Origin of the sequence: Pseudomonas triticicola (assembly GCF_019145375.1) — a bacterium.
Taxonomy (GTDB): Bacteria; Pseudomonadota; Gammaproteobacteria; order Pseudomonadales; family Pseudomonadaceae; genus Aquipseudomonas; species Aquipseudomonas triticicola.
The window spans coordinates 3,732,363-3,755,490 of the sequence record NZ_JAHSTX010000001.1 but is presented as its reverse complement, the minus strand read 5'-3'; the positions used below and the strand labels follow the sequence as shown (position 1 = coordinate 3,755,490).

9 protein-coding genes are annotated in these 23,128 nt (G+C 56.4%); 7 read left to right on the top strand and 2 right to left on the bottom strand.

All coding sequences use genetic code 11. The features are described from left to right. Positions 1-445: 445 nt before the first annotated feature. The 7 genes from KVG85_RS16710 (at position 446) to KVG85_RS16680 (ending at position 21,526) form a co-directional block, all read left to right on the top strand. Positions 446-1,189: a hypothetical protein gene (locus KVG85_RS16710; protein ID WP_217864402.1), complete on the top strand. Its 744-nt coding sequence runs from the start codon at positions 446-448 to the stop codon at positions 1,187-1,189. Then, positions 1,186-2,706, top strand: coding sequence for a DUF262 domain-containing protein (locus KVG85_RS16705; RefSeq protein WP_217864401.1), 1,521 nt, complete (start codon positions 1,186-1,188; stop codon positions 2,704-2,706). The genes KVG85_RS16710 and KVG85_RS16705 overlap by 4 nt, the downstream gene beginning before the upstream one ends. Further along, positions 2,696-4,726 carry a DUF262 domain-containing protein gene (locus KVG85_RS16700; RefSeq protein ID WP_217864400.1) on the top strand — a complete coding sequence of 677 codons (2,031 nt, stop codon included), beginning with the start codon at positions 2,696-2,698 and terminating at the stop codon, positions 4,724-4,726. The genes KVG85_RS16705 and KVG85_RS16700 overlap by 11 nt, the downstream gene beginning before the upstream one ends. 214 nt (positions 4,727-4,940) lie before the next feature. Then, entirely contained in the window at positions 4,941-7,838 is a 2,898-nt protein-coding gene (locus KVG85_RS16695) for a DEAD/DEAH box helicase (RefSeq protein ID WP_217864399.1), read from the top strand. A 33-nt stretch (positions 7,839-7,871) separates the two neighbouring features. Then, positions 7,872-12,833, top strand: a complete 4,962-nt coding sequence (locus tag KVG85_RS16690; protein WP_217864398.1) for an Eco57I restriction-modification methylase domain-containing protein — start codon at positions 7,872-7,874, stop codon at positions 12,831-12,833. Positions 12,834-12,984: 151 nt separating this feature from the next. Further along, positions 12,985-19,422, top strand: a complete 6,438-nt coding sequence (locus tag KVG85_RS16685; protein WP_217864397.1) for a DEAD/DEAH box helicase — start codon at positions 12,985-12,987, stop codon at positions 19,420-19,422. A gap of 1 nt (position 19,423) precedes the next feature. Further along, on the top strand, positions 19,424-21,526 hold the full coding sequence (locus KVG85_RS16680; RefSeq protein WP_217864396.1) for a UvrD-helicase domain-containing protein: 2,103 nt from the start codon (positions 19,424-19,426) through the stop codon (positions 21,524-21,526). Between the two features lie 102 nt (positions 21,527-21,628). Here KVG85_RS16680 and KVG85_RS16675 read toward each other — a convergent pair whose 3' ends face one another. Both KVG85_RS16675 and KVG85_RS16670 read right to left on the bottom strand, forming a co-directional pair. Beyond that, the gene (locus tag KVG85_RS16675; protein WP_217864395.1) at positions 21,629-21,904 is read right to left on the bottom strand and encodes a hypothetical protein; all 276 of its coding nucleotides are present in this window, start codon (positions 21,902-21,904) and stop codon (positions 21,629-21,631) included. Then, positions 21,901-22,881 (bottom strand): site-specific integrase, encoded by a 981-nt coding sequence (locus KVG85_RS16670; RefSeq protein ID WP_217864990.1) that lies wholly within the window; start codon positions 22,879-22,881, stop codon positions 21,901-21,903. Before KVG85_RS16670 ends, KVG85_RS16675 begins: the two co-directional genes overlap by 4 nt. Between the last annotated feature and the right edge of the window lie 247 nt (positions 22,882-23,128).

The following is a 23,128-nucleotide window of genomic DNA, read 5'->3' as shown; positions in this document are numbered from 1 at the left end:
ATTGTATTCGAAGATTTAATGCCAATTGAAATACTGTTAAGGGTATTTCTGGTCTGTGGGCAAGCAGTTGTGTTGCCTGTAAGCCGACCTTTGCTTCAATCGCAGTCATCTAGTTGAACAACACCCGGATAACGCTCCCCACAAGTTTTCTGGGTGTTTCAGGATGAGCAGAATAATTAACGGTACCAGCTTTCCTAGCAGGTTGGCGCAGTCACGCAGTTGATCCCGGTTGACGCTGCTGTTCTAGGTGGTGACCCCAAGCCTGAAGCCAGGTTCGACGGAGGCTTGTAGAGTCTTATCATGTAATAGTGGCATTATGCTTTCTCAACCATGCGGCTTCCGCGCGGGATGGCTATCGCAGCTGTGTGCGCTCATCCCAACGTTTGCAATCATGGCAAATTAGGTCGTGAAGCCCACCCAAGGTCCCGCTCAAGGAATGAAGGCAATGATCAAGAAATCGGTGACGGAGCTCGCGTTCGTCAACAGTAAATCGCCGCTACCCACCGTCGAGGTCGATTCGCAGTCCATCGAGGACGCAGGTTTCAGCATCTACCGCACGGTGATGCAGGTACTCACCCAATTAGCCGAGCAGGACGCATCATTCCGGGCGACTCTCTATATGTACGGTACTGTCAGCGTCAATTTCCGCGAGCCGTGCTGGTCTGAGTTTTTGCTGGTTGCAGGTCCAGAAAAAGTGCTGCGTGCCTTGGGGGCCGGCTTTGAACGGTTGCCAGCCGTGAAGTCGCGTTTCAGCGATTACGTTCCGTCTTCCGCTGCCTTGCGCACTTTCCATGTTCAGGATGGCCTGGTGTGGGAACAAGAGGATGCCAGCACTTGGTACTCCCACGCCCAGACACTGGCTGACCTGACCGCTGAAGCTGACGAGGCTGAAGAGGTCGACGACGATGCCGAGCCTATCGAGGAGGATGAAACGGAAGAGGCCTGGGATGCTGAGGACCTGGAGGCTTCGGATGACCAGGAAGAAGACTCGACGGTCGTTATCGGCAACCGGAAGGCGGCTCGCTATCGGGCCGCGCGCTCGGATGCAAAAGTGAGCACCATCCGGGCAAGGATCGAAGAAGTCTTTGGGTTGCCGGAAGGTTCTGTCGCGCTCTGTGGGCCAGACGGTCGCGCGTTGCGGGGGAACGCACTGATCAGGACGCTGCGTAGACGTTGGGACGAAAATTGAGCTGGGAATTCCTGACCGCCAAGCCGAATTCGCTTGTGCGGGTCAGTACTCTGCCTTTCGCCGAATTGCTCAATGCAAGCGATTGGCCATTGGCATTGGACAGCTATCAGCGTGGTTTCGTCTGGGGGCCAGATAAGCTGACGCAATTGGTCAGTGACCTAGCAGCATATGCAGAACAGTCGGATACCAGCTTGCCTTACTACATGGGCGGGGTACTACTGCATCGCGACGCAAACCAGTCGAAGCGGTTCATCATCGATGGTCAGCAGCGCATCACCGCGCTGTCGCTGTTGTACCACCGCTCTACCGGCAAGTTGCCAGTGGGGCAGGCACTCAGCTATTCGGGCCAATCCGCGCGACATATTGCTGAAGGGTTGCAGGCATTGAAGCAAATGGAGGCGATTACGCCGCAGATCATCGAAAGGCTACGGCTGACAGTGATCGAAGTGGACAGCACCGATCTCGCTTTCACCTTTTTCGACACCCAGAACAACCGCGGGGTGCGCTTGGAGGCCACTGACCTGCTCAAGGCCTACCACCTGCGTGCGATCGACTATGCGCAAGGGAAGACCGAACTCAAGGCAGCACTGCAGCGGCACTGTGCGGAGCGTTGGGAGTGTCTACAACGCCACCCGGCGGTGCTAAGCCCTGGTCAGGACTTTGCCCCTAACTTATTCAATCGTTTTCTCTGGCGTGCGCGGCGTTGGCGCGGATCGCACACGCCTGCGGGGAGGCACGAACCGCTCCTGGCAGAATTCCAGCGCGACACTTGGCCCCACGTCGCCGACAGCCGTAGCCGCATTGACAGCGTGCCGCTCTATGCGACTCGGCACAATCGGCTAGCGTCCTGCATGACTCTGGCGGGAGATGGCGATTACGTGCTGCAGGGCAGCCAGCTGCGAGTCGGTCAAAATCCTGCAAGCCTGCCCATGGCGTTGCGTCAGCCCATCCATGAAGGTGTTGGGTTCTTTCTTTACGCAGACAAGTACGCAGCGTTGCTGCAACGGCTGATGAATGATCCTGCGCCATGCCTGCAGGTGAGCACGTTCCGCACGATCTACAAACAGCTGCTGCGCAATAACCAAGAGTACCTGCGCGAGATCTTCATGCTGTGCAGCCTGATGTATGTCGATCAGTTCGAAGTTGAACAACTGACCGCCTTTGCCCTGCGCCTGGAGTTTTTGCTGGGTGCGATTCGCTTGGAGAAAAAACAGGTCAAGCAGGAAACCGCGGCCAATTTCTTCAGGCTGGCGGAGCTGAACCTGTTGGATGTGATTGCCCAGAGTTACCACCCGAAGCAGGTGCTGGACTTTCTTCAGCACCGACAACAAGCGGTGGCGTCTTCGTATGCCCACGAAACGGTAGCAACAGGGCAGGGTGTGCAGGGACGATACAAGAGGGCAGTCCTGGAGTTCTATCAAGGGCAGTTGGATTCCGAATGCTTGAGCCTTGCGAGTAAATCGCAATGGCTCGAAACGTACTTGAAGGCTTGCCAGGAAGATCGCCATGCGTATTGATTCCCGTCTCTTCACCTTGGAACAGCTGGTTAATCAAGACGACGCGGCCTGGTGCTTCAACGTGCCCATCTATCAGCGCTTGTACGTTTGGGGTGACGATCAGATAAAGACGTTACTGACCGATATGGCCAATGCCTTCGATCGGCGCGATGAGCAGTTCTTTCTGGGTGGTGCCCTGCTGGTCGAAAAAACCTCTGAGCAAGACCGCCTTAAGGGCTTGCGCCGCTTCGACCTGATCGACGGGCAGCAGCGCTTTACTACGCTGTGGATGCTCAGCACGATCGCCATATGGAACCAGGTGATGGGGGATTTCAGCAGGGTGGTGCTGAAAGACGGTGTGATTCCGCGTTTGCACTTCTCGATTCGCGAGCAAGTGAACGCCTTCCTTGCCAGCATGATGCCGGGCAAGGGGGGAGCGAGCCCTGAGATCCTCGATACCCAAAGCATGAGAGAAGCTCAGCAATTGATGGTTTCCTTCAAACAGACCTATAAGCGTGCGGATGGCGGACCTGTGGATGATGAATATCTCAAGGCGCTGGCTGGCTTCGTTTATCGCAACGTCTCGCTCGTGCTCACACAGGTGCCTGAGGGGATGGACTTGAACAAGTTGTTCGAAGTCATCAACAACCGCGGCATCCAGCTCCAACATCACGAAATTCTCAAGGCCAGGCTATTGCGCGACATCCCTGCAGAAAGCCGTTCGCGTTACGCGGCTTTGTGGAATGCCTGTGCCGACATGAGTGGTTTTGTCGAACGTAACCTTTGCCAGGAAACTCAGCTGGAGGCTCACCGTCTGGGTGGTCTCTATAGCAAGGGGCAGTTGCTGCACGCGGCAGCTGTGCACGGGCTGCTGTCGCGAAGAGCCGAGGCTGCACAAGCGGAATCCGCTGAACGACTGACTTTGGAGAAAATCGTCAACGGCGCAGTTACCAGGTTTGACAATGGTTCAGCGGCCATCGCGGTGGATGAAGGCGAAGCGCCATGGGCGCGTAGTATTATTGGCTTCCCACTGTTCCTTCTGCATGTGCTGCGTATCTGGTTGAAAGAGCAAGGGCAGCCGGATGTGCCCCGCGTGCTGGATCGGAACCTACTTACCTTGTTCGAGGCCCACTTACTGCTGTCGGCGGAGCCAGCGCAGCGTACCGCAAGGGCGCAAGGGTTCATTGACCTGCTCTGGCGTATGCGGGTGCTTTGGGATGAATACGTCATCAAATGGGTCGACCAGGGCGATGACGAAATTCATCAAATTTGCCACACCTCGATCTCTGCCAATGATGATAAACGTTACATCAGTCGCAGCCGTGACAACGATCTGAAACAAGGCATGTCGTTACTGCAGAGCATGCTCTACCACTCCCAGGAGATCACCACCCATTATTGGGTGACACCTTTCCTCTATTTCATCCACAAGCACGCGCAAACGTTACGTGGCGGCGTGGGAGAGGTTGAGCGCTACTACGACTTCCTGTGCCATTTGGATAACCAACTCCTCGGGGAGGTGACGAGCGATCCTTTGGTAGTGCGCACGCGGGGATTCATGGACGAGCCCTGGCGTACCGCTACCGAGCTTCAATTCGAGGCAGTGCTGCCCGGCGACTACGGCGTGGAATTTTCCCATTACTGGTTCTACAAACTGGACTTCGTGCTCTGGCATGAGAAGCATTGTGATCATGATGCATGGGGCAACTTCCGCTTCACAGCCAAAAACTCGGTGGAGCATATTTCGCCGCAGAATCCACAGGCGACCGATACCAATAAGGTCACCAACACCTGGCTGAACCGCTTTGGCAATCTGGCGCTGGTCTCGCGTAGCATTAACTCCGAGTACAGCAATCTGCCATACAACGAAAAGCGCCAGCGATTCCTCAATAAGCGAGCCCTTGAGAAGCGGCCAGACTCTTTGAAAATGGACTTGATCTACTCGAACGACGAATGGGGAGATACATGGGCGGCTGAACATCAGGCGTCGATGCTGGCGGCAATGCAGCGCCATTACCAAAGGCGTTTTGCCGTTGAGTAGCGTGGAGTAAATGGCAGCGCTCACCAGTGCGCATCACTACAGTCGGAACTGGTGAGCGGTGGTTGGCCGCCCATTGCCGCATGATTTTCATCCGGTCAGCTAAATATCCAGTTAAGGCTTCACCTCACTGGTGGATATGTCGCATCATCCGGCCATTATCGTTGTCGTCACATGACACTGGATGTCGGGGTCGTGTCTGTTACAGGAATTTTCAATGCAAAGTCTTTATGCTCCAGGCGCTCGCGTCGTTATCCGTGACTGCGAATGGGTAGTGCGCCGAGCTGATCCCTGCGATGACGGTGGTTACATCCTCACCGTCGATGGGTTATCCGAGCTGGTCAATGGCAAGAGTGCGCAGTTTCTCTCTCGGCTAGAGGAGCAGGCTGACGTGATCCGTATTCTGGATCCGGCAGATACCCGCTTCGAGCAGGACACCACTCCAGGCTTCGAGAAGAGCCGTCTGTTCATCGAAACCCAGCTGCGGCAGATCACTCCAGCAGATGGCAAGATTCATCTGGGCCATCGCGCAGCGATGGATACAGTGCCTTACCAGCTCGACCCAGCGCTGCAGGCGCTTAAGCAGAATCGCCAGAGGATCCTTATTGCCGACTCGGTGGGCCTGGGGAAAACCCTGGAAGCCGGCATCCTGATGACGGAGCTGATCCGCCGGGGCCGCGGCAAGCGCATTCTGGTGCTGACGCTGAAAAGCATGATGACCCAGTTCCAGAAGGAGATGTGGAACCGATTCACTATCCCGCTGACTCGGCTGGACTCCGCCGGCCTGCAGCGTGTGCGCAATCACATACCGGGTAATCACAACCCTTTCTACTACTACGATAAGTCGATCATCTCTATCGACACGCTGAAGCAGGACAACGAGTATCGCCGCCATCTGGAAGAGGCCTACTGGGACATTATTGTCATCGACGAGGCCCATAACGTCGCCGAGCGCAGCAGTGGCTCGCAGCGTGCCAAGCTCGCGCAACTGCTGGCTGGCCGCTCCGATACGCTGATCATGCTCTCGGCCACGCCGCATGACGGCAAGGCGCGCAGCTTCGCCAGCCTGATGAACATGCTTGACCCGACTGCTATTTCCGATCCGGACGACTACGCCAAGGAGGACTTCCGCGATAAGGGGCTGGTCATCCGGCGCTTCAAGAAGGACATCCGCGACCAGGTAAAGCAGGAGTTCAAGGAGCGGGTAGTCAAGGACATCTACCTGTATGCCTCGCTGGAGGAGGAGGGTGCTTACCAAGCCCTGCTTGATGTGCCCTTCACCTACCGTGGCGAGCATAGTGCGACTAGCAACGGCCAGTTAGTGCGTATCGGCCTGCAGAAAGCCATGTTTAGCTCGCCGGCTGCCGCCGAGATATCGGTCAAGCAACGCATTGCCAAGTTGCAGGGTAAGGGTGCCAGCACCGACGAGCAGGCTGAAATTGAAGCGCTCCACTACCTTCAGCATGCCTTGCGCAACATCACCCCGACCAGCTTCAACAAATATCGGGAATTTCTCGGCCTGCTGAACAGCAAGGACTTTGGCTGGAAGAAGAGCGACACTGACGACCGCTTGGTGATCTTCAGTGAACGTATCGAAACGCTCAACTGGCTGCAGGCCCAATTGCAGCAGGATCTGAAGCTTAAGGACGATGCCATCCAGATACTGCATGGCGGCATGAGCGACATAGAACAGCAATCCATCGTCGAAGCCTTCGGCAAGCCGGAAAGCAAGCTGCGTGTATTGCTGTGTTCGGACGTGGCTAGTGAGGGTATCAACCTGCACTACCTGTCTCATCGTCTGGTGCATTTTGATCTGCCCTGGTCGCTGATGGTATTCCAGCAGCGCAACGGTCGGGTTGACCGCTACGGCCAAAAACAGACGCCGATCATCACCTACCTGATTGCCCAGAGTAGCAACCCGACGGTCAAGGGCGACCAGCGCATACTGGAAATCCTCAAGGAGAAGGACGATCAGGCCTACCGTAACATCGGTGATCCAGCCACTTTCATGAAGGTCCACGATGCGGACGCTGAAGAAGCGTTGACCATGCAGGCCATGGCCACCGGCACCGACGCACAATCGTTTGATCAGCAATACCAAGCCGATGACAGTAATGAAGGCGACGATCTGCTTGCGCTGTTTCTCAACCCCGAGGCCGTGCAGCCAAAAACTCCTGAGCAGGTAGAGCAGTTCACCGTCGACGGCTTCAGCTTGTTCCCCAGTGACTATGAGTTCGCTCGTCAGGCGCTGGAAGCCATCAACCGTGAGCGCCGCCAGGTCAACTTCACGGCCAACAATGAGCGTCAAACCATCACCCTGACGCCTCCGGACGACCTGGACTACCGTTTCCGCTTCCTACCCCCGGAGATCCGCCCGGAAGATGGCAGCCTGGTACTTACCGCTGACAAGCAGCGTTTTGCCGAAGAAATTCGCCGTAGTCGTCAGGACGAGAACGCCTGGCCCAAGCTGCACTACCTCTGGCCCCAACATCCGGCGATCCAATGGCTGCAAGACAAGCTGCTGGCCCAAGTGGCTCGGCACAGTGCGCCGGTACTAGCGCTGCCGGATATCGACCGGGTCACCCAGCTAATGCAACCCGACGAGAGTGTGTTCCTGGTCAGTGGCCTGATTCCCAACCGCAAGGCACACCCAGTGATCTGGAAGTGGTTCGCCATCAGGATCCGTAACGACGCGGTCACGGGCATTGAACCTGCCGAAGCGTGGTTGCAGCGCCTGCAGCTGGACAACCGCTTGCCTAACCGCGCTCAGCCGCTGGCTATCGTTCAGCTAGAACGTCTGCGGCCGGCAGTGATTACCGCTGCGCGCAAGCAGATGCAGCAACTGCAACAGGATTACATCGCCGCACACCGACCGCAGCTGGAGCGTCAGCTGGCCGAGCTCAAGGCGCTTAAGGGGCGTCAGGTCCTGCAGCTCGATCTGCAACTGGAAGGTTCCAGTCAGGCGGAGCATTTCAAGGCCGCTCGCAAAGAAGAGCGTCTGAACCGGATTGAAAAGGTGTTTGCCGACTACCAGACCTGGGTGCAGGACACTCACACCATAGAACCTGTGCCATTTATTCAAATTCTTGCCGTATTTACCCGGGTCACAGACTGAGCAGTCGGGCTCAGGCAAAGGAGTAAAAGTTAGATGTCGTTACAGGACAGCGTGGCCACCTTTATCGGGTTGAGCAACGATAACGAGTTTTTTAGCGCCCATTACCTTGCAGAGGTATTCCAGGGCGACCTGGCTGACACCATCAAAGAGTGGGAAATCCGGGAAGAGCAGGGCGAAGGTTTCGTCACCCCGCAGCGCGCTCTGCGCAACCTGAATCAGGGCTATTTTGCCCTGCGCCAAAAGCTCAAGACTGAACGCAGCGCCAGTGAGCGCATCCGTCTGCAACGCGAGTTCTACCGCGACCTGCTTGTTGCGCTGGGTATTCCCTACCAGCCCGGCAACCGTGAGGTTGCCGCCAATATGGAGCTGCCAGTGCTCAGTGTGCTGGGTGACCAGCTATGGGTGTTGGGTGCACTGGATGCTAATAGCGAGGGCGAAGATCCGCTGTCGCTGCAACTGCACCGTGACCAGTTCTTCGGCTCTGGTCCGCACCACGACAAATTGAGCAATACCGACTGGTACCGCATCCTCAATGAAGTGGTGTTTCGCCAATCCAGCCCGTTTAACGAGCAGCCGCCGCGTTGGGTACTGCTGCTCAGCGACCGCCAGGGCATTCTGATTGACCGCTACAAGTGGTCGCAGAATCGCATGCTGCGTTTTGACTGGGAAGAGATTCTCGGACGTCGAGACGACCGCACCCTCAAGGCCACCGCGGTACTGCTGCACCGAGAAAGCCTGGTGCCGGATGATGGCCAGAGTCGACTCGACAGCCTGGATGAAAACAGTCACAAACACGCCTTTGCCGTCTCCGATGATCTGAAATATGCCCTGCGCCACGCTATTGAGTTGCTCGGTAACGAAGCGGCCGCGCAACTGGTCGAGCAGGCCCGAGACCGCAAAGAGGGCATCTACAGTGGCAGCAATGCGCTGGACCCCGACCAGTTGTCCAGCGAATGCCTGCGCACCATGTACCGCATCCTTTTCCTGTTCTATATCGAAGCTCGGCCAGAGCTCGGCTACCTGCCGCACCAGCACGATGCCTGGCGGCAAGGCTACAGTTTGGAAAGCCTGCGCGATCTGGAAAGTGTTCGCTTGACCACCGAAGAAAGCCGTCGCGGTCACTATTTTCACCACAGCCTGCAGCGCATGTTCGGCCTGATCTACAACGGCCACCAGCTCAACCGCCAACTCGACCAGTTGCACGAAAGCACCGCCAACGGCTTCACCCTGCAGGGCCTGGACAGCCACCTGTTTGACCCGGCTAACACTCCGCTGCTCAATCGCGTCACCTTCAGCAACGAAACCCTGCAGCGAGTGATCCAGAGCATGTCCTTGACCCGGCCTCAGAAGGGCCGTAAGCGTCGTGGTCGTGTCAGCTACACCCAGCTCGGTATCAACCAGCTCGGTGCCGTGTATGAAGCGCTACTCAGTTACCGTGGTTTCTTCGCTACCGAGGCCCTCTACGAAGTCGCCGCCAAAGGTCAAAACATCAACCCCGATGAACTGGAAACCGGCTTCTTCGTCACGCGAAGTCAGCTGAACGAATTCGACGAGGACAGCGAATGGGTTTACGACATCGAGGACAAAAAGAAAAAGCTGCGTGTCCACCCCAAAGACAAATTCATCTACCGGATGGCCGGGCGCGATCGGGAAAAATCCGCTAGCTACTACACCCCGGAAGTGCTCACCAAAAGCCTGGTGAAGTACACCCTCAAGGAGCGCCTGACAAGCGACGTCACCGCCGACGACATCCTCAACCTGACGGTATGCGAACCTGCTATGGGCAGTGCGGCCTTCTTGAACGAGGCCGTCAACCAGCTCGCAGAGGCCTACCTCACGCGCAAACAACAGGAACTGGGCCAGCGGATTCCCCACGAGGACTACCAGCACGAACTGCAGCGGGTAAAAATGCACATCGCCGACCACAACGTGTTCGGTGTTGACCTCAACCCTATCGCTGTTGAACTGGCGGAAGTCTCCCTCTGGCTTAACGCCCTTAGCGGTGGCCACAACGTACCCTGGTTCGGCTACCAGCTGTTCACCGGCAATAGCTTGATTGGTGCTCGCCGCGAGGTCTACCCCGCCAGCACACTCAAGAAACAAGCCAAGGACGGACTCTGGTACAACCATGCCCCTCGCCGGCTCAACCCCGTTAGCTTGCTGGAGCAGGCAGGCGAGGGAGGGCGAAAAGAAGGGGAGATTTACCACTTCCTGCTGCCCGACCCTGGCATGGTCGACTCCAACGATAGCGTGGCCAAACAGCTGCGTCCGGATGCCTTCAAGGCAATCAAAGACTGGAAAAAAGCTTTCTGTGCTCCGTTCGAAGCGCAGGAAATTCGCACCTTGCAAACGCTCAGTGATGCAGTCGATCGCCTGTGGCGCGAACACACCCAGATGCTGGAGCTGCACCGCCGGCGCACCGAAGACAGCTACCCCTTGTGGGGCCAGCAGGGTATGGCCGAACACCACACCAGCACCAAAGAAAAAGACCAGTTGCACACCACTGGCATCTTCAATACAAATGCCCGCCTCGCCTCGCCCTACCGCCGCTTGAAACTGGCCATGGACTACTGGTGCGCCCTTTGGTTCTGGCCGCTAGATAAGGCAGAGCAACTGCCTGACCGACAAAAATGGCTGTTCGACCTCAACACCATCCTTAACAGCGCTGGCACCTTCGAGTTTGCCCCGACGCAAGATGGCTTGTTCAGTGCTGAGCCAGCGGAAGGAAATGATCTGTTCGCCAAACCCATCGAGGACCTTTTCGCCGCCGACGAGCCCCAACAAACCCTACGCGCCGAAACCCAGGCTGTCCGCGACGTCAGTACCCAGCAAGGCGAGCTCAACCTGGAAAAGCTGTTCAAGAATCCATTTTTTAAGACCCTGGCCATCGCCAACGAGCTGGGTGAACACTTCCGCTTCTTCCACTGGGAACTGGCTTTTGCCGACATCTACGCCAAGCGCGGTGGCTTCGATATCACTCTGGGTAATCCACCCTGGCGCAAGGTGGAATGGCAGGAAGGCGGGATTCTCGGCGATTACAACCCGGCCTTTGTGCTGCACAAACTCAGCGCACAGCAGCTTACCGACCAGCGCGAAGCCGCCTTCAAGCGCAGCCCCCAATTGCAACAGGCCTGGTTTGACGAGCTGGCGGAAGCGGAAGGCTCACAGGCGTTTCTGAACGCCACCCAGAACTATCCGCAGCTCAAGGGCATTCAAACCAATCTGTACAAATGCTTCCTGCCTCGGGCCTGGGCCAATGCCAATGAGCAGGGTGTGTGTGGCTTTTTGCATCCGGAGGGCATTTACGACGATCCCAAGGGTGGGTTGTTCCGGCGGGAGCTCTATCCTCGTTTGCGTGCGCACTTCCAGTTCATCAACGAAACCAGGTTATTTGCCGAGGTGCACAACCAGACGCTTTTCAGCATCAATATTCATGGCCCGATCGGTGAGCCGAGCCTCAAGCACGTCTCCAATCTGTTTGTACCCGGTACAATTGACCAATCGTTTGCGCACGATGGCAATGGCCAGGTGCCCGGAATCAAGGAGGAAATGGAGCTGCCCGATGGCCGGGTAAAAGTGAAGTGGAACCTCGATGGCCACCGCGATCGCATTATTGAAGTTGGCCAGCATGAACTGGCCTTGTTCGCCCAGCTCTACGACGATGCCGGCACCGATGCCCTGGAGGCTCGTCTGCCAGCCCTGCATGCCCTGCAGCTCATCAACGTACTGGAAAAATTTGCCGCCCAGCCCAGACGCCTGGGGGATCTGAAAGGGCAATATTTTTCCACTGTGATGTTCGATGAAACTTACGCCCAGCGTGACGGCACTATTAAGCGCGATACTCAGTTCCCAGAAAACCCAGAGCAATGGATACTTTCCGGCCCCCATTTCTTCGTCGGCAACCCGTTTTACAACACCCCTCGGGCGGTGTGCGACACCAACAAGGCCTACGACAAGCTCGATCTGGTAACTCTGCCTGATGACTACTTGCCGCGTACCAACTACCTACCCGCCTGTGACTCCGCCACCTATCGCGACCGCACCCCGCGCGTAAATTGGGTTGAGGAGGGTGAGCATAGGGAGCGGTTGGTGACGGAGTATTATCGTTTGGCTTATCGTGGAATGCTGTCTCAGTCCGGTGAGCGAACCATGATTTCCATGGTCGTGATGCCTGGAGCGGCACACATCCATGGTGTTCAAACGACCAGTTTTAAATCGCAGGATTTACTGCTTCGTCAGGCCGCGACAACCATTTCAATTCTCGGTGATTTTTATGTGAAGTCCACTGGCCGAAGTAATTTGATGGCGACATGGGCTGCGCTGCCTCTGGTGGAACTGCTACCTTCGATTGCCTCTCGTGTTCTCTCGCTTCATTGTGTCACCAACCACTACGCCGACCTCTGGAAGTCCAACTGGCAAGGCGGTTTCCGCCAGCAATGCTGGGCCATTCGCGAGCCCTTCACCGCGCTGCCGCAGGATTTCTTCGCCAAACTCACCCCCGAGTGGCAGCGCCATGACGCGCTGCGCACTGACTACGCCCGCCGTCAGGCATTGGTCGAAATCGATGTTCTTGTCGCCCAGGCGCTCAGCCTGACCCTGGAAGAACTGCTCACCATCTACCGGGTGCAGTTCCCGGTCATGCGCCAGTACGAAGCCGATACCTGGTATGACCAGACCGGCCGCATCGTCTTCACGCCCAGCAAAGGGCTGGTCGGTGTCGGCTTGCCTAGAAAATCCCGTAAAAGTGACTTGGTCGAAGGCACCCACTACTCGGTCGAGTCCCCGGCCTTCAATGCTCACGACATCGCCCTCGGCTGGGAAGATATCCAGCACTTGACCCAAGGCGTTGTACGCAAAACCTATCAGGACGACACCCGGCCTGGTGGTCCCTGGGAAACCACCATCACTTACCACGCCCCGTTCTTTAAACCTGATCGGGAAGAAGACTACCGGGTGGCTTGGGCAATTTTTGAGGAGAGCGCTGGATGCGTGTAATCACGCGCCAAGCGGTGCAGGCGCATGAGCGGAGATGTGTTGGTTTGCCTAAGGTAAAATTTTTATATTAGGGGTCTGGCTGCGCGGCTCAGCGCACTGCAAGGTACCTTCAGCAGGGCATTTGCTCTGTCCCAGATGATAAGGACGTTTCATGATTCCCGGCTTGTTGGCCAGCGAAGTATCCGCTGCACTACGCGAATTTATCATTACTGGTTTCGAGACTGAAACCGCACCATTCCGGGGGGAGTTCCGCCGTCTGGTTGAGGAGCAGCAGGACGGCGAGGCTTTCATCAAAGGGCCTTACGTTACCGTTGGTTTGCCATTTCTGAGTGGTCAGTCAGGCTGCGATTTCTTTTCTGGATTTAAGACTGAATTCCCTCCTCATGCTCACCAGGAGCAGGCTTGGCGGCGCCTTGCGGCGAATGGCAAAGCAGCCAATACACTGGTGGCGACGGGTACTGGTTCGGGTAAGACCGAGTGCTTTATGTACCCGGTGCTGGATTTCTGCCAGAAGGCTGGCAAGCCCGGGATTAAGGCCATTGTCATTTACCCGATGAACGCTTTGGCGACGGATCAGGCCAAGCGTTTTGCCAAAGAAATTTATAATCAACCGTCACTGAAGGGACTGCGTGTTGGGTTGTTTGTCGGCGGTGATGGCCAGGGCGTCAAGGCTATGGGACCGGACCAGGTAATCACGGATAAGGAAACCCTGCGCCAGAATCCGCCCGACGTGCTGCTTACCAACTACAAGATGCTCGACTACCTATTGATGCGCCCGCAGGACCAGAAACTGTGGGTGAACAATGGGCCCGACACCCTCCGTTATCTGGTAGTGGATGAGCTGCATACCTTTGATGGCGCCCAAGGTACGGATCTGTCGCTCCTGATCCGCCGCTTACGTGCCCGCTTTGATCTGGCGCCGGAGCGCCTGATCTGCGTGGGTACCTCGGCGACATTGGGAGGTGAAGACAGTGTGGTGGGGCTGCTTCAGTATGCCAGCGATATATTTTCCGCTCCCTTCCCACGGGAGGCGGTGATCACTGAGCAGCGTCAGTCGCCGGATGAATTCATCGACACGCTATCGTTCCTCAACCTGAACCCGGACATTGGTCCAGAGACCCTGCAGATCGCGCTGCGCCAGGGCTTGAACGAGTATTTGCTGGTCGCTTACGAGTTGTACTTCAGCAAACAGCCAGAGATGGATCTACAGGAAATACCAGGGCGTATAGCGCTTGGTAAGGAGCTGAAGCAGCACGGGCAACTGGCCAATTTATTGCGACATCTGCGGCAGGGTGACAATACTCCAACCTTCAGAGAGTTGGCGAATCGTCTGGCCGCTCAGATTCCAAAGCGTTTTCAACGTCAGCCGGAACAGGCACTGATTGCTCTTTTGTCATTGGCAGCTCATGCAAGGGCGGAAACGAAGCTGCCCCTGATGCAGCTGCGCCTGCAACTGTGGGCACGAGAGCTGCGACGAATTGTCGGTACCTTGCGTGAGCCTGTTCCCGCAGATGATCTTGAGATCGAGGAGACCGACAGTATCAAGCGCTTGCCGCCCTTGCTGGCGTTCGGTGATGACCCGCCGGCCAGGGACAAGCAGCAGATTCGGTTGCCACTCGTGCAGTGTCGTGAGTGTCACGGTACGGCCTGGTTGACGCGGATGGAGGTGGCCCAACCGGTCAATCAGCAGATCGAATTGGATCTGGCCAATATTTACTCGGCGTTCTTCAGCAATCACCAGGAAACCGGGTTGTTGATGCCTTGGCAGCCTAGTGGTGATAAGCAGATGAGCGGCCCAAGGTTGACCCACTTCCGGGTTTGCCGTGAGTGCGGCTTTACCGCAGGGCTGGAACATAGCGGTGGGTGCAAGGCATGCCAGGCTGGGAATGAAGCGCTGGTGCGTGTCAGTCGCCCAGATTTGCTCAAGGAGGAGCGTGTCGGCCAGGTAAACCGGGTTGTACATCAGCACAACTGCCCGTACTGCTCCGCAAAAGCATCCCTGGTGGTGTTCGGTGCGCGAGCCGCGAGTCTGAGCGCGGTGGCTATTCATCAGCTATTCAGCAGTCGCGATAACGATGACCGAAAACTGCTGACCTTTAGTGATTCGGTGCAGGATGCAGCACATCGCGCCGGTTTCTTTGCCGCCCGTACCTGGCAGAACAACGTTCGAATGGCCTTGACTCAGCTGCTGGAAAATCAGACCGGTCCGGTGCCGCTGTTGCAGATACCGGAATTGTTTGAGCGTTATTGGCTAGAGCATGAAGGTCGGCATGGGCATTTGACGCTGCCGTATTACCTGCGTGAGTTCATGCCGCCGGATAAGCGTTTTGATGGGGACTTTGAATATTTTGAGCAGTCCGGTGAGGTGCGCAATCCGGCCCGGCATTTGAAGATCATCCGTAATCGCATGCTCTGGCAGGTGCTGGAGGATCTGGGTTGGCGTGCGCAGGTAGGTCGCTCGTTAAATCGCTTAGGCATTGCAGCGCTAGAGTGGCCGCTGGATAAGGTGCAGCAGGCTGCGAAACGTTGGGCGACTGAGGTAAACAATACGCTCGGTTATCGGATTGATTCTGAGGCAGCCCAGCAGTATATGCAGGGTCTGATGCTGCATCTGGTGTATCTGGGTGCATTCGCGTTAGAGGACCTCGCGAGCTACCGCTGGAATTCTGGGAAGTCTTATCTGCTGAACCTCCTTGATTACGCGCCGGCCAGCGGTCCGTCTGCCGCTCGTCCACGTTATCCGGCAGCGAGTAATGGTGATGGCTTTGAAGTGCTTTCTGGAAGTCAGGGCGCTACCTGGTACCAGCGTTGGCTGGCTTGTCTGAATCCGGGAGAGTTGGTCGATCGAAAACAGTTGGAGTCGGTGTTGGGGGCGTCGTTCAAGGCTCTTTGTTCGACTGGGCTGCTTAAAGAGGAGCTGAGTGAGCGTGGTGTTCAGTTGTGGGCGGTGGTGCCTGAAGTGCTGCAAGTCACCTCGGAAGTGCATAACGTAGAGTGCCCGGGCCATCGTTCTCTGCTGTTGCCGGCAAGCCATGCCAAGGCTTGGCTAGGCATGCCGCTGTTGAACGCGGCACACCCGGATCTGCAATACTTGCAAGTTGTACCCCCACGGGACTCGCTGTATCGCAACTTGTTCCGCCATGGCGTCATTCACCGGGTGATAGCTCATGAGCATACCGGGCTGCTATCCACGCCGGAGCGGATCCGCGTCGAGAACAGTTTTATGCGTGAGGGTGGCAAACCGTGGGAATACAACCTGCTCTCTGCTACGCCGACCCTGGAAATGGGTATCGACATTGGCAACCTGTCCAGCGTGCTGCTTTGCTCCGTGCCACCGGCACAGGCGAACTACCTGCAGCGCGTTGGGCGAGGTGGGCGGCGTGATGGCAACTCCTTCGTCCTGACCGTGGCCAACGGTCGGCCCCATGACCTGGTGTTCTACGCCGACCCGAGCCGCATGCTGGATACCCCGGTGGAGCCCCCAGCGGTTTTTCTCAAAGCGCGGTATGTGTTGCGTAGGCAATTGCTGGCATATGCCATGGACTGCTGGACCAGAGAATCCAGGGGCGACAACCTAGTGCCTTCGAATATGCAACCGGTGCTGGATGCGGTGGAAAAGGTCCAAGAAGACCGCTTCCCCTATACCCTGCTGAATTTCCTTAAACACAATATGCAGGAAATTTGGGATGGCTTCAGTGCTTATGTAGCCAGAGAGCTCAGTGGTGATGATCTTGAGTTGCTGCGCCAGTTCTTGTTTGGCGGACCGCAGCATCTGGATGACCATTTGCAGTTGTATGTGCTTGGGCGGCTCAAGGTGGTTGCTGATGAGCGGGCAAATATGGCTGCGCGCAGTGCGGATCTGAAAAAGCAGATCGATAAGCTAGCCAAGGCACCACAGGACGAGCATACCCGTGACGAACTCGCTGAGCTTGAGCGAGAGCGTGAGGGTTTCAATCGTTTGCGCTATGTGATGAACCGGCGCGAAACGCTCAATTTCCTGACAGATGAAGGCTTACTCCCCAACTACGCCTTCCCAGAGGAAGGAGCAACCTTGCATTCGGTTATCTTCCGATCAGAAAAAGCGACTTCTGGTGATGGGGCTGAGCGCGAGCTGATCAAGCGCGAGTACGAATACCAGCGACCGGCACAGGCAGCGCTGACGGAATTGGCGCCTGAATCGGTGTTCTATGCCGGGAACCGCAGGGTGAAGATATCCCGAGTGGAAACCGCCAAAGGGCGCAATATTCAGGACTGGAGATTCTGCCCGCGATGCCATTACTCCGCGGCTGCGGACAACCCCACTGCAGGCTTCAGCGAAAAGATCTGCCCGCGTTGCCATACCAGTCAGTGGGGGGATTCAAGCGCTCGTACCAAGATGCTGAGGATGACTCAGGTGTATGCGTTTACTAACGCACGCGATGCGCTGTTGAACGACCACTCGGATGATCGGGAGCCGGTATTTTTTAGTAAGCAGATGCTGATCGATTTTAAGCCTGCAGATATCCATATCACTTGGGTTTTGGATGATAAGGATCGTCCGTTTGGTTTCGAGTTTATCCGCTCGGCGACTTTCCTTGAGGTGAACTTCGGTCGCCGTGACGGCGAGGAGATGATGTTCCAGGTGGCTGGCGAGCAGTTGCAGCGATCCGGTTTTGCCGTTTGTCGCGAGTGTGGCTCGGTGCAGAGCCGTAAGGTGATGGCAGGCAAGGGCGAGCCGGTTCATCTGAAGAGCTGTAGCTATGCCAAGGGCGTGAAAAAGCTTGTCAATGGCGGTGACGACTTTGGACTGGACAACTGCCTGTATCTGTACCGCCAATTTACCTCGGAAGCCCTACGTATTCTGTTGCCAAGACTGGCAACGGGGGGGACTGAAGAGCAGATTAACTCCTTTGTTGCGGCCCTGCAGTTGGGACTCAAACGACGGTTTGGCGGAAAAGTTGACCATCTGCGAGTAGCCCACCAGAGCGAGCCGATAGGGGAAACAGACGAACGTCGACATTTTATTGTGTTGTACGACTCCGTGCCCGGCGGGACTGGGTATCTGCATGAGCTACTGAGCCGGGCTGAGAACATGCAGGCTGTGTTCCGGATGGCTTACGATGTCATGGAGACGTGTGATTGCTACGAGCACACGATGGATGGTTGTTATCGCTGCCTGCTGGAGTACCGCAATGCCTATGGCATGGAGAGCACCAGTAAGGCGATAGCCTTGGAAATGCTCAAGGACATTGTCGAAGGTGAGCATGAGTGGGTGCAGAACAGTGAGTCCCTAAGTTCCCTCTCCGGTAATCCATGGGTGGAGAGTGAGTTGGAAGCACGTTTCCCCGAGGCGCTTGCGCGATTCAGTGGTATGGATTGCGTCAGCGGTCAGAAGGTCAGGGTATCGGCTGACATCATTCACGGTAAGACCGGTTACCGGCTAACGATCGGCGAGCAGGCCTATGAAGTGGAGCCCCAGGTTGATCTGGGCAAGGCTGAGAGTGTCCAGTTTGCCAGTCGACCGGATTTCGTGCTTTGGCCTGCATCGGCTGGTTTCAAGCCAGTTGCGATCTTCCTTGATGGCTACCAATTTCACGGACAGAAAAGTAGCGAGGACTTGATCAAGCGACAAAGCTTGATGCATGCCGGTTTCGTGGTATGGACGTTGAACTGGTATGACGTTAACAAGGTGATCGGTGATAAAGCCTCGGATGTGCCATTACTAACCGGTATGACTTCACCAGCGCAGCATCATCAGGCGATCGCGGGGCTGGCAAAATTGGCAGGGACAGCCAATACGGCTCAACACCTAAGCATGCCCACCTTCGACTTACTCATGCACTTTCTTGCCGATCAGAATCCGCAAGCGTTGTCGGAGCAAGCGTTATTTTTCATTCTGCAATGCTTGCCGGCTGCTTCGTTGGCCGACGCCGAAGTTCGGGCGAAGCTTTTGCAAAGTCTCCATGGCTTGCCGGTCAGCTTTACCGATCAGCAACCAGAACCGATAGCTCTCGCGGGGGCGGTGGAAGTCAAGGATGCGCAAGGGGCTGCGCTGATCAGCTTGGGCTTGATTGCCGGTGCGGATTTGGTCAGACAGTTTGATCTGAACCAAGCCTTAGTGTCATTTTGCTATGACTTGAAGCAAGGCAGTGAAGAGGCTGCTCGCTATCAATGGCAGAGATTCTGGGCTGCGGTGAATTTTCTGCAGTTCCTGCCGCTGTTTTATGCCTGGACACCTCAGTCCAAGCACGATGGGACAGCTGCAGGCTTGCTCTGGCCGTTGGTTGGCGCGGTGGCGGAAGAGTCGGTGGAAGCACGCCAGTTGCCCAACTGGTTCCAGCTGCTCGATGAGAACGTAGCCACCGCCTTGGGTGAGCATCAGATTGCTTGGCCTATGTCTGCTGTTGTCGGCGATGCGGTTATGGATGAGCAGGGTGAGGTGGTCGGTGAAGCAGAGCTGCTCTTACCCGAGCAGAAAATTGCTCTGCTGCTTGAGCATTTGGAAGACCAGCAGGCGGCGATGGCGTATTTGCAGAAAGCAGGCTGGATCATCGTTTCCAGCGCCGAGGATCTGGTTAAGGCCATCACCCAATTGAATTCAGGAGCCTGAAATGGTTAGTGTTGCGTTTTCGGACAAATATTTTGACAGCCTGTTGAAGCTCACGCCGAACGAGCAAGCTCAGGCTAACAAGGCGGTCATGCTGTTCCAGCAGGATCCGCAGCATGGCGGTCTGCACTACGAAAAGCTGACAGCTTTCAGGGATGACAAACTGCGTTCGATCCGGGTGAACCAAGATGTTCGAATCATCCTGGCGACAGTGGAGAAACAGAACTTATATCTGATGCTCTACATAGACCACCACGAGCAGGCTTACTTTTGGGCGGCCCGTCGTAAGGTCGAGATCAACCCCAACACAGGCAGTCTGCAAGTATTTACTGTCCAGGAGCAAGAGTTGGTGGCGCCCGAACAGCCTGCCATGGTCGCACAGCCTGGACTGTTTGATGCCATCCGCGATCGTCAGCTGATTCAGTTGGGAGTGCCGGAGGAGACCTTGCCACTCGTGCGTAGCATGAAGATCGAGGCTGATCTGGAGACGGCGCGCCTAAATGAGCAGATCCCGGCAGATGTACATGATGGCTTGTTCATGTTGATGGCTGGCGCCAGCTTCGAGGAGGCTTTCAACGAGGCTGTTCCGGTAGTTACACAGCAAGTGGATACCGACGACTTCACTACGGCATTGGCGCGCCCCGAGTCTCGCGCATGCTTTGTTGTGGCAGAAAATGAAGAGGCACTGCGGGAGGTGCTCAATCAGTCGCTGGAGAAATGGCGGGTTTTTCTGCACCCGGCGCAGCGGCGCTTGGTGGAAGGCAAGAAAAATGGCCCGGTGCGAGTGCTGGGCGGTGCCGGTACTGGTAAGACCGTAGTGGCCATGCATCGTGCTAAATGGCTGGCCGAGCATGTGGCCAATCCAGGTAATAAGGTGCTGTTCACCACCTTCACTCGCAACCTGGCGACGGATATCCAGCAAAATCTGAACAAGATTTGCAGCCCGGCACAACGCGAGCGTATCGAGGTAATCAACCTGGATGCTTGGGTGATCAGCTTCCTGAAGAAGCAGGGCTATGACTATGGGCTGTTGATGAATGCCCAGCAGGAAAGGCAGCTCTGGGAACAGGCTTACTCCGATAAGCCGGCAGGCTCTGAGCTGAGTCTCGCGTTCTTCCAGGAAGAATGGGCGAGGGTGGTTCAGCCCCTATCGATCATGACTGCCGATGAGTTCAAGACCGCTTCACGTATCGGTCGCGGCACGCCACTGAATAGGCAGCAGCGTATCGATATCTGGCCTGTGTTTGAACGCTACCGACATCTGCTGTCGAGCAATTACCTCAAGGAACCGGATGACGCTTATCGCGATGCGCGCCGGCTGCTTGAAGGCCGCGCTGAGCTCCGACCGGAGCTGTGCGCGGTTATCGTGGATGAGGCGCAGGATATGGGCACCCAGGCATTCATGCTGATTCGTGCTCTGGTACCTCCGAGTTCTAACGATTTGTTCATTGTCGGGGATGGGCACCAGCGCATTTATGGCAAGAACAAGGTGATATTGGGCCAATGCGGTATCGATATCCGAGGTCGCAGTTCCCGCCTCAAAGTGAACTACCGTACTACGGATGAAACCCGAAAGGTCGCGGTTAGTGTGCTTGAGGGTGTGTCCGTGGACGATCTTGATGGCGGCGAGGATAGCAACGCTTATTACCATTCGCTGATGCACGGACCTAGTCCGGTCATCAGGAGTTTTGCCGGTATGGCTGAGCAGGTACGACAGGTCATAGGGGACCTTCAGGCCAATGATTTGGCCTCTGACAATTGCTGCGTGATCGCTCGTACCCGCAAGGAATTACTGGAAATTCAAGCTACATTCGAGAGCTGTGGCCTGCGCTGTCATATGCTGGATCGTGACAGTGCTTCCACTCCAGATGGTGCCATCAACCTGGCGACCATGCACCGGGTGAAGGGGCTTGAGTTTGATGCGGTATTCATCCTATCGGTGAATAAGGGCTTGGTCCCCCTGGACTTCGTGATTAGCCAGGCATCTGATCTGGTGACCAGGCGCCAGAAGGAAAACGAGGAGCGTGCGCTTATTTACGTCAGTCTGACCAGGGCCCGAAAGCTGGCGTTTGTCTATGGATACGGACAGATGAGTGAGTGGTTTTGAAATAGAAGGCCATGGTTGGGTTGTGAGGCACAACTCTTTAGGCTCTCAATGCGCGCTGGAGGCGATGCCTTGCCTTCGGTCGCATTGGAGTCCAGTTTTCGCTCAAAGGTCGAAAACCCATGGCATTTCTAGGCGCCAAGTTATCAACCGAGCAGTGAGTAGATAGTAATATCGGGTCTCCTCGCTGCGCTGTTTCAGTCGATGTTTGAGAAACCAAGCCAGATGTTTCCGCTTCCAACCCCAAGGCGTCTCCCGCTGCCATCGCTCTGCAATTGCAGCGTGGATAATCTTCGCTTGCCGCAAATGTCGCTGACGCGTCGCATGCGATCCGGTCAGCACACCACCCAAGAACATCTCCATATCAAACGCCTTGGTCATACCCGCCCCCCGATGTACGCAGCAACTACTTCGATGCGGCCATGCCCCAGTTCATAGCTGATTTGCCTCCGGGCCTTATGATCAAGGATCCTATCTACCCGGCAACAGTGGCCGCCGTTGATAGGCGCGCGGTGTTGGGTGATCTGCTCATAGCGCTCACATGCGTACGCCGCTCGTAGCTCATGGAAGCCTTTGAGGTTGTGTGCATGCAGGATATCCCGCGCAGGGCGGATGATTTGTTGTAGGAGATTGAGGTAGCTTTCGTCTGGCGCAATTAGGTTGCGGCTACCCGCAGGCGACACCTGCCGTGCAAACCCGAGGACACCTCGAACATGCTCGTCCACCGCAATCCAACGCGGCGCCGAGAATCCGGCGCGGCCTCCTTTGATGCCATCCTGAATGTTGATCCTACCTAAGTCGTTAGCCTCACGGCTCAACCGTGGCAGGTTCGCCAAGATAGACTCACGCAAGCGCATGCCGGTGGCTCGTGCCAACAGGACTATCGCGGCGGCCCGCTGCTGATGATGGCGGCAAAGCACAGCGACAATCTGCTTAACCTGTTCGCGGTCTTGGCCCTGAGGCACCGAGTGTCGAACGCCGGTGCGCTGCCTACCCAATGCCTTGCTCGGACTGGGCAATTTCACGTACTGATCACCGCGAAGCGCTGCCATGGTCCTGTTAACGCTAGATAGCCGATTTTGTGCGGTGCTGACGGCGAGGTCACCGCGCCTAACCATTTCGCGTAGATACGCCGCATAGTCGCCCAACACTTTCCGATCAATCTGCCGGGCATCGTTGATACCCGGTCCCTGTTCGGAGCGGCACCACTTCACGAAGGCCTGCCACCGATCACTGTGCGCCTTGACCGTGCCGTAGTGGCCGCGGCCAAACAAGTCTTTCAGCGCTTGCGGCCCCGCGTAGCTCAACTGTCTGCCGTAGCCGAAATTGCGGCCATCGCGCCTACCCACCAATGCCATATCGGTCACCTCATCTTCCGCTCTCCGATCCTCGCCCCACGTCATCCCGCCAAGAATGCTGAGTGTTATCAGGGATCAAGGCCCCTGCGACCTGTGGGGAATGTCCTCTACGCAGGACTGGCGGCTCCTTACGACCGGGAGCAAGGGCATCTCATGATCTGGCCTCCTGAGCACCGTTACCGGTGGGCGGGTGGAGGCAGCGCTGGCTGACGAGACCTGCGCCTGAAGATCCTGAGCCGGGTGAACG

Bases quoted from the DNA above. Each gene is read 5' to 3' on its own strand.
- KVG85_RS16710 (WP_217864402.1), top strand. From the start codon at position 446: ATGATCAAGAAATCGGTGACGGAGCTCGCGTTCGTCAACAGTAAATCG.
- KVG85_RS16700 (WP_217864400.1), top strand. From the start codon at position 2,696: ATGCGTATTGATTCCCGTCTCTTCACCTTGGAACAGCTGGTTAATCAA.
- KVG85_RS16695 (WP_217864399.1), top strand. From the start codon at position 4,941: ATGCAAAGTCTTTATGCTCCAGGCGCTCGCGTCGTTATCCGTGACTGC.
- KVG85_RS16690 (WP_217864398.1), top strand. From the start codon at position 7,872: ATGTCGTTACAGGACAGCGTGGCCACCTTTATCGGGTTGAGCAACGAT.
- KVG85_RS16685 (WP_217864397.1), top strand. From the start codon at position 12,985: ATGATTCCCGGCTTGTTGGCCAGCGAAGTATCCGCTGCACTACGCGAA.
- KVG85_RS16680 (WP_217864396.1), top strand. From the start codon at position 19,424: ATGGTTAGTGTTGCGTTTTCGGACAAATATTTTGACAGCCTGTTGAAG.
- KVG85_RS16675 (WP_217864395.1), bottom strand. From the start codon at position 21,904: ATGACCAAGGCGTTTGATATGGAGATGTTCTTGGGTGGTGTGCTGACC.
- KVG85_RS16670 (WP_217864990.1), bottom strand. From the start codon at position 22,881: ATGGCATTGGTGGGTAGGCGCGATGGCCGCAATTTCGGCTACGGCAGA.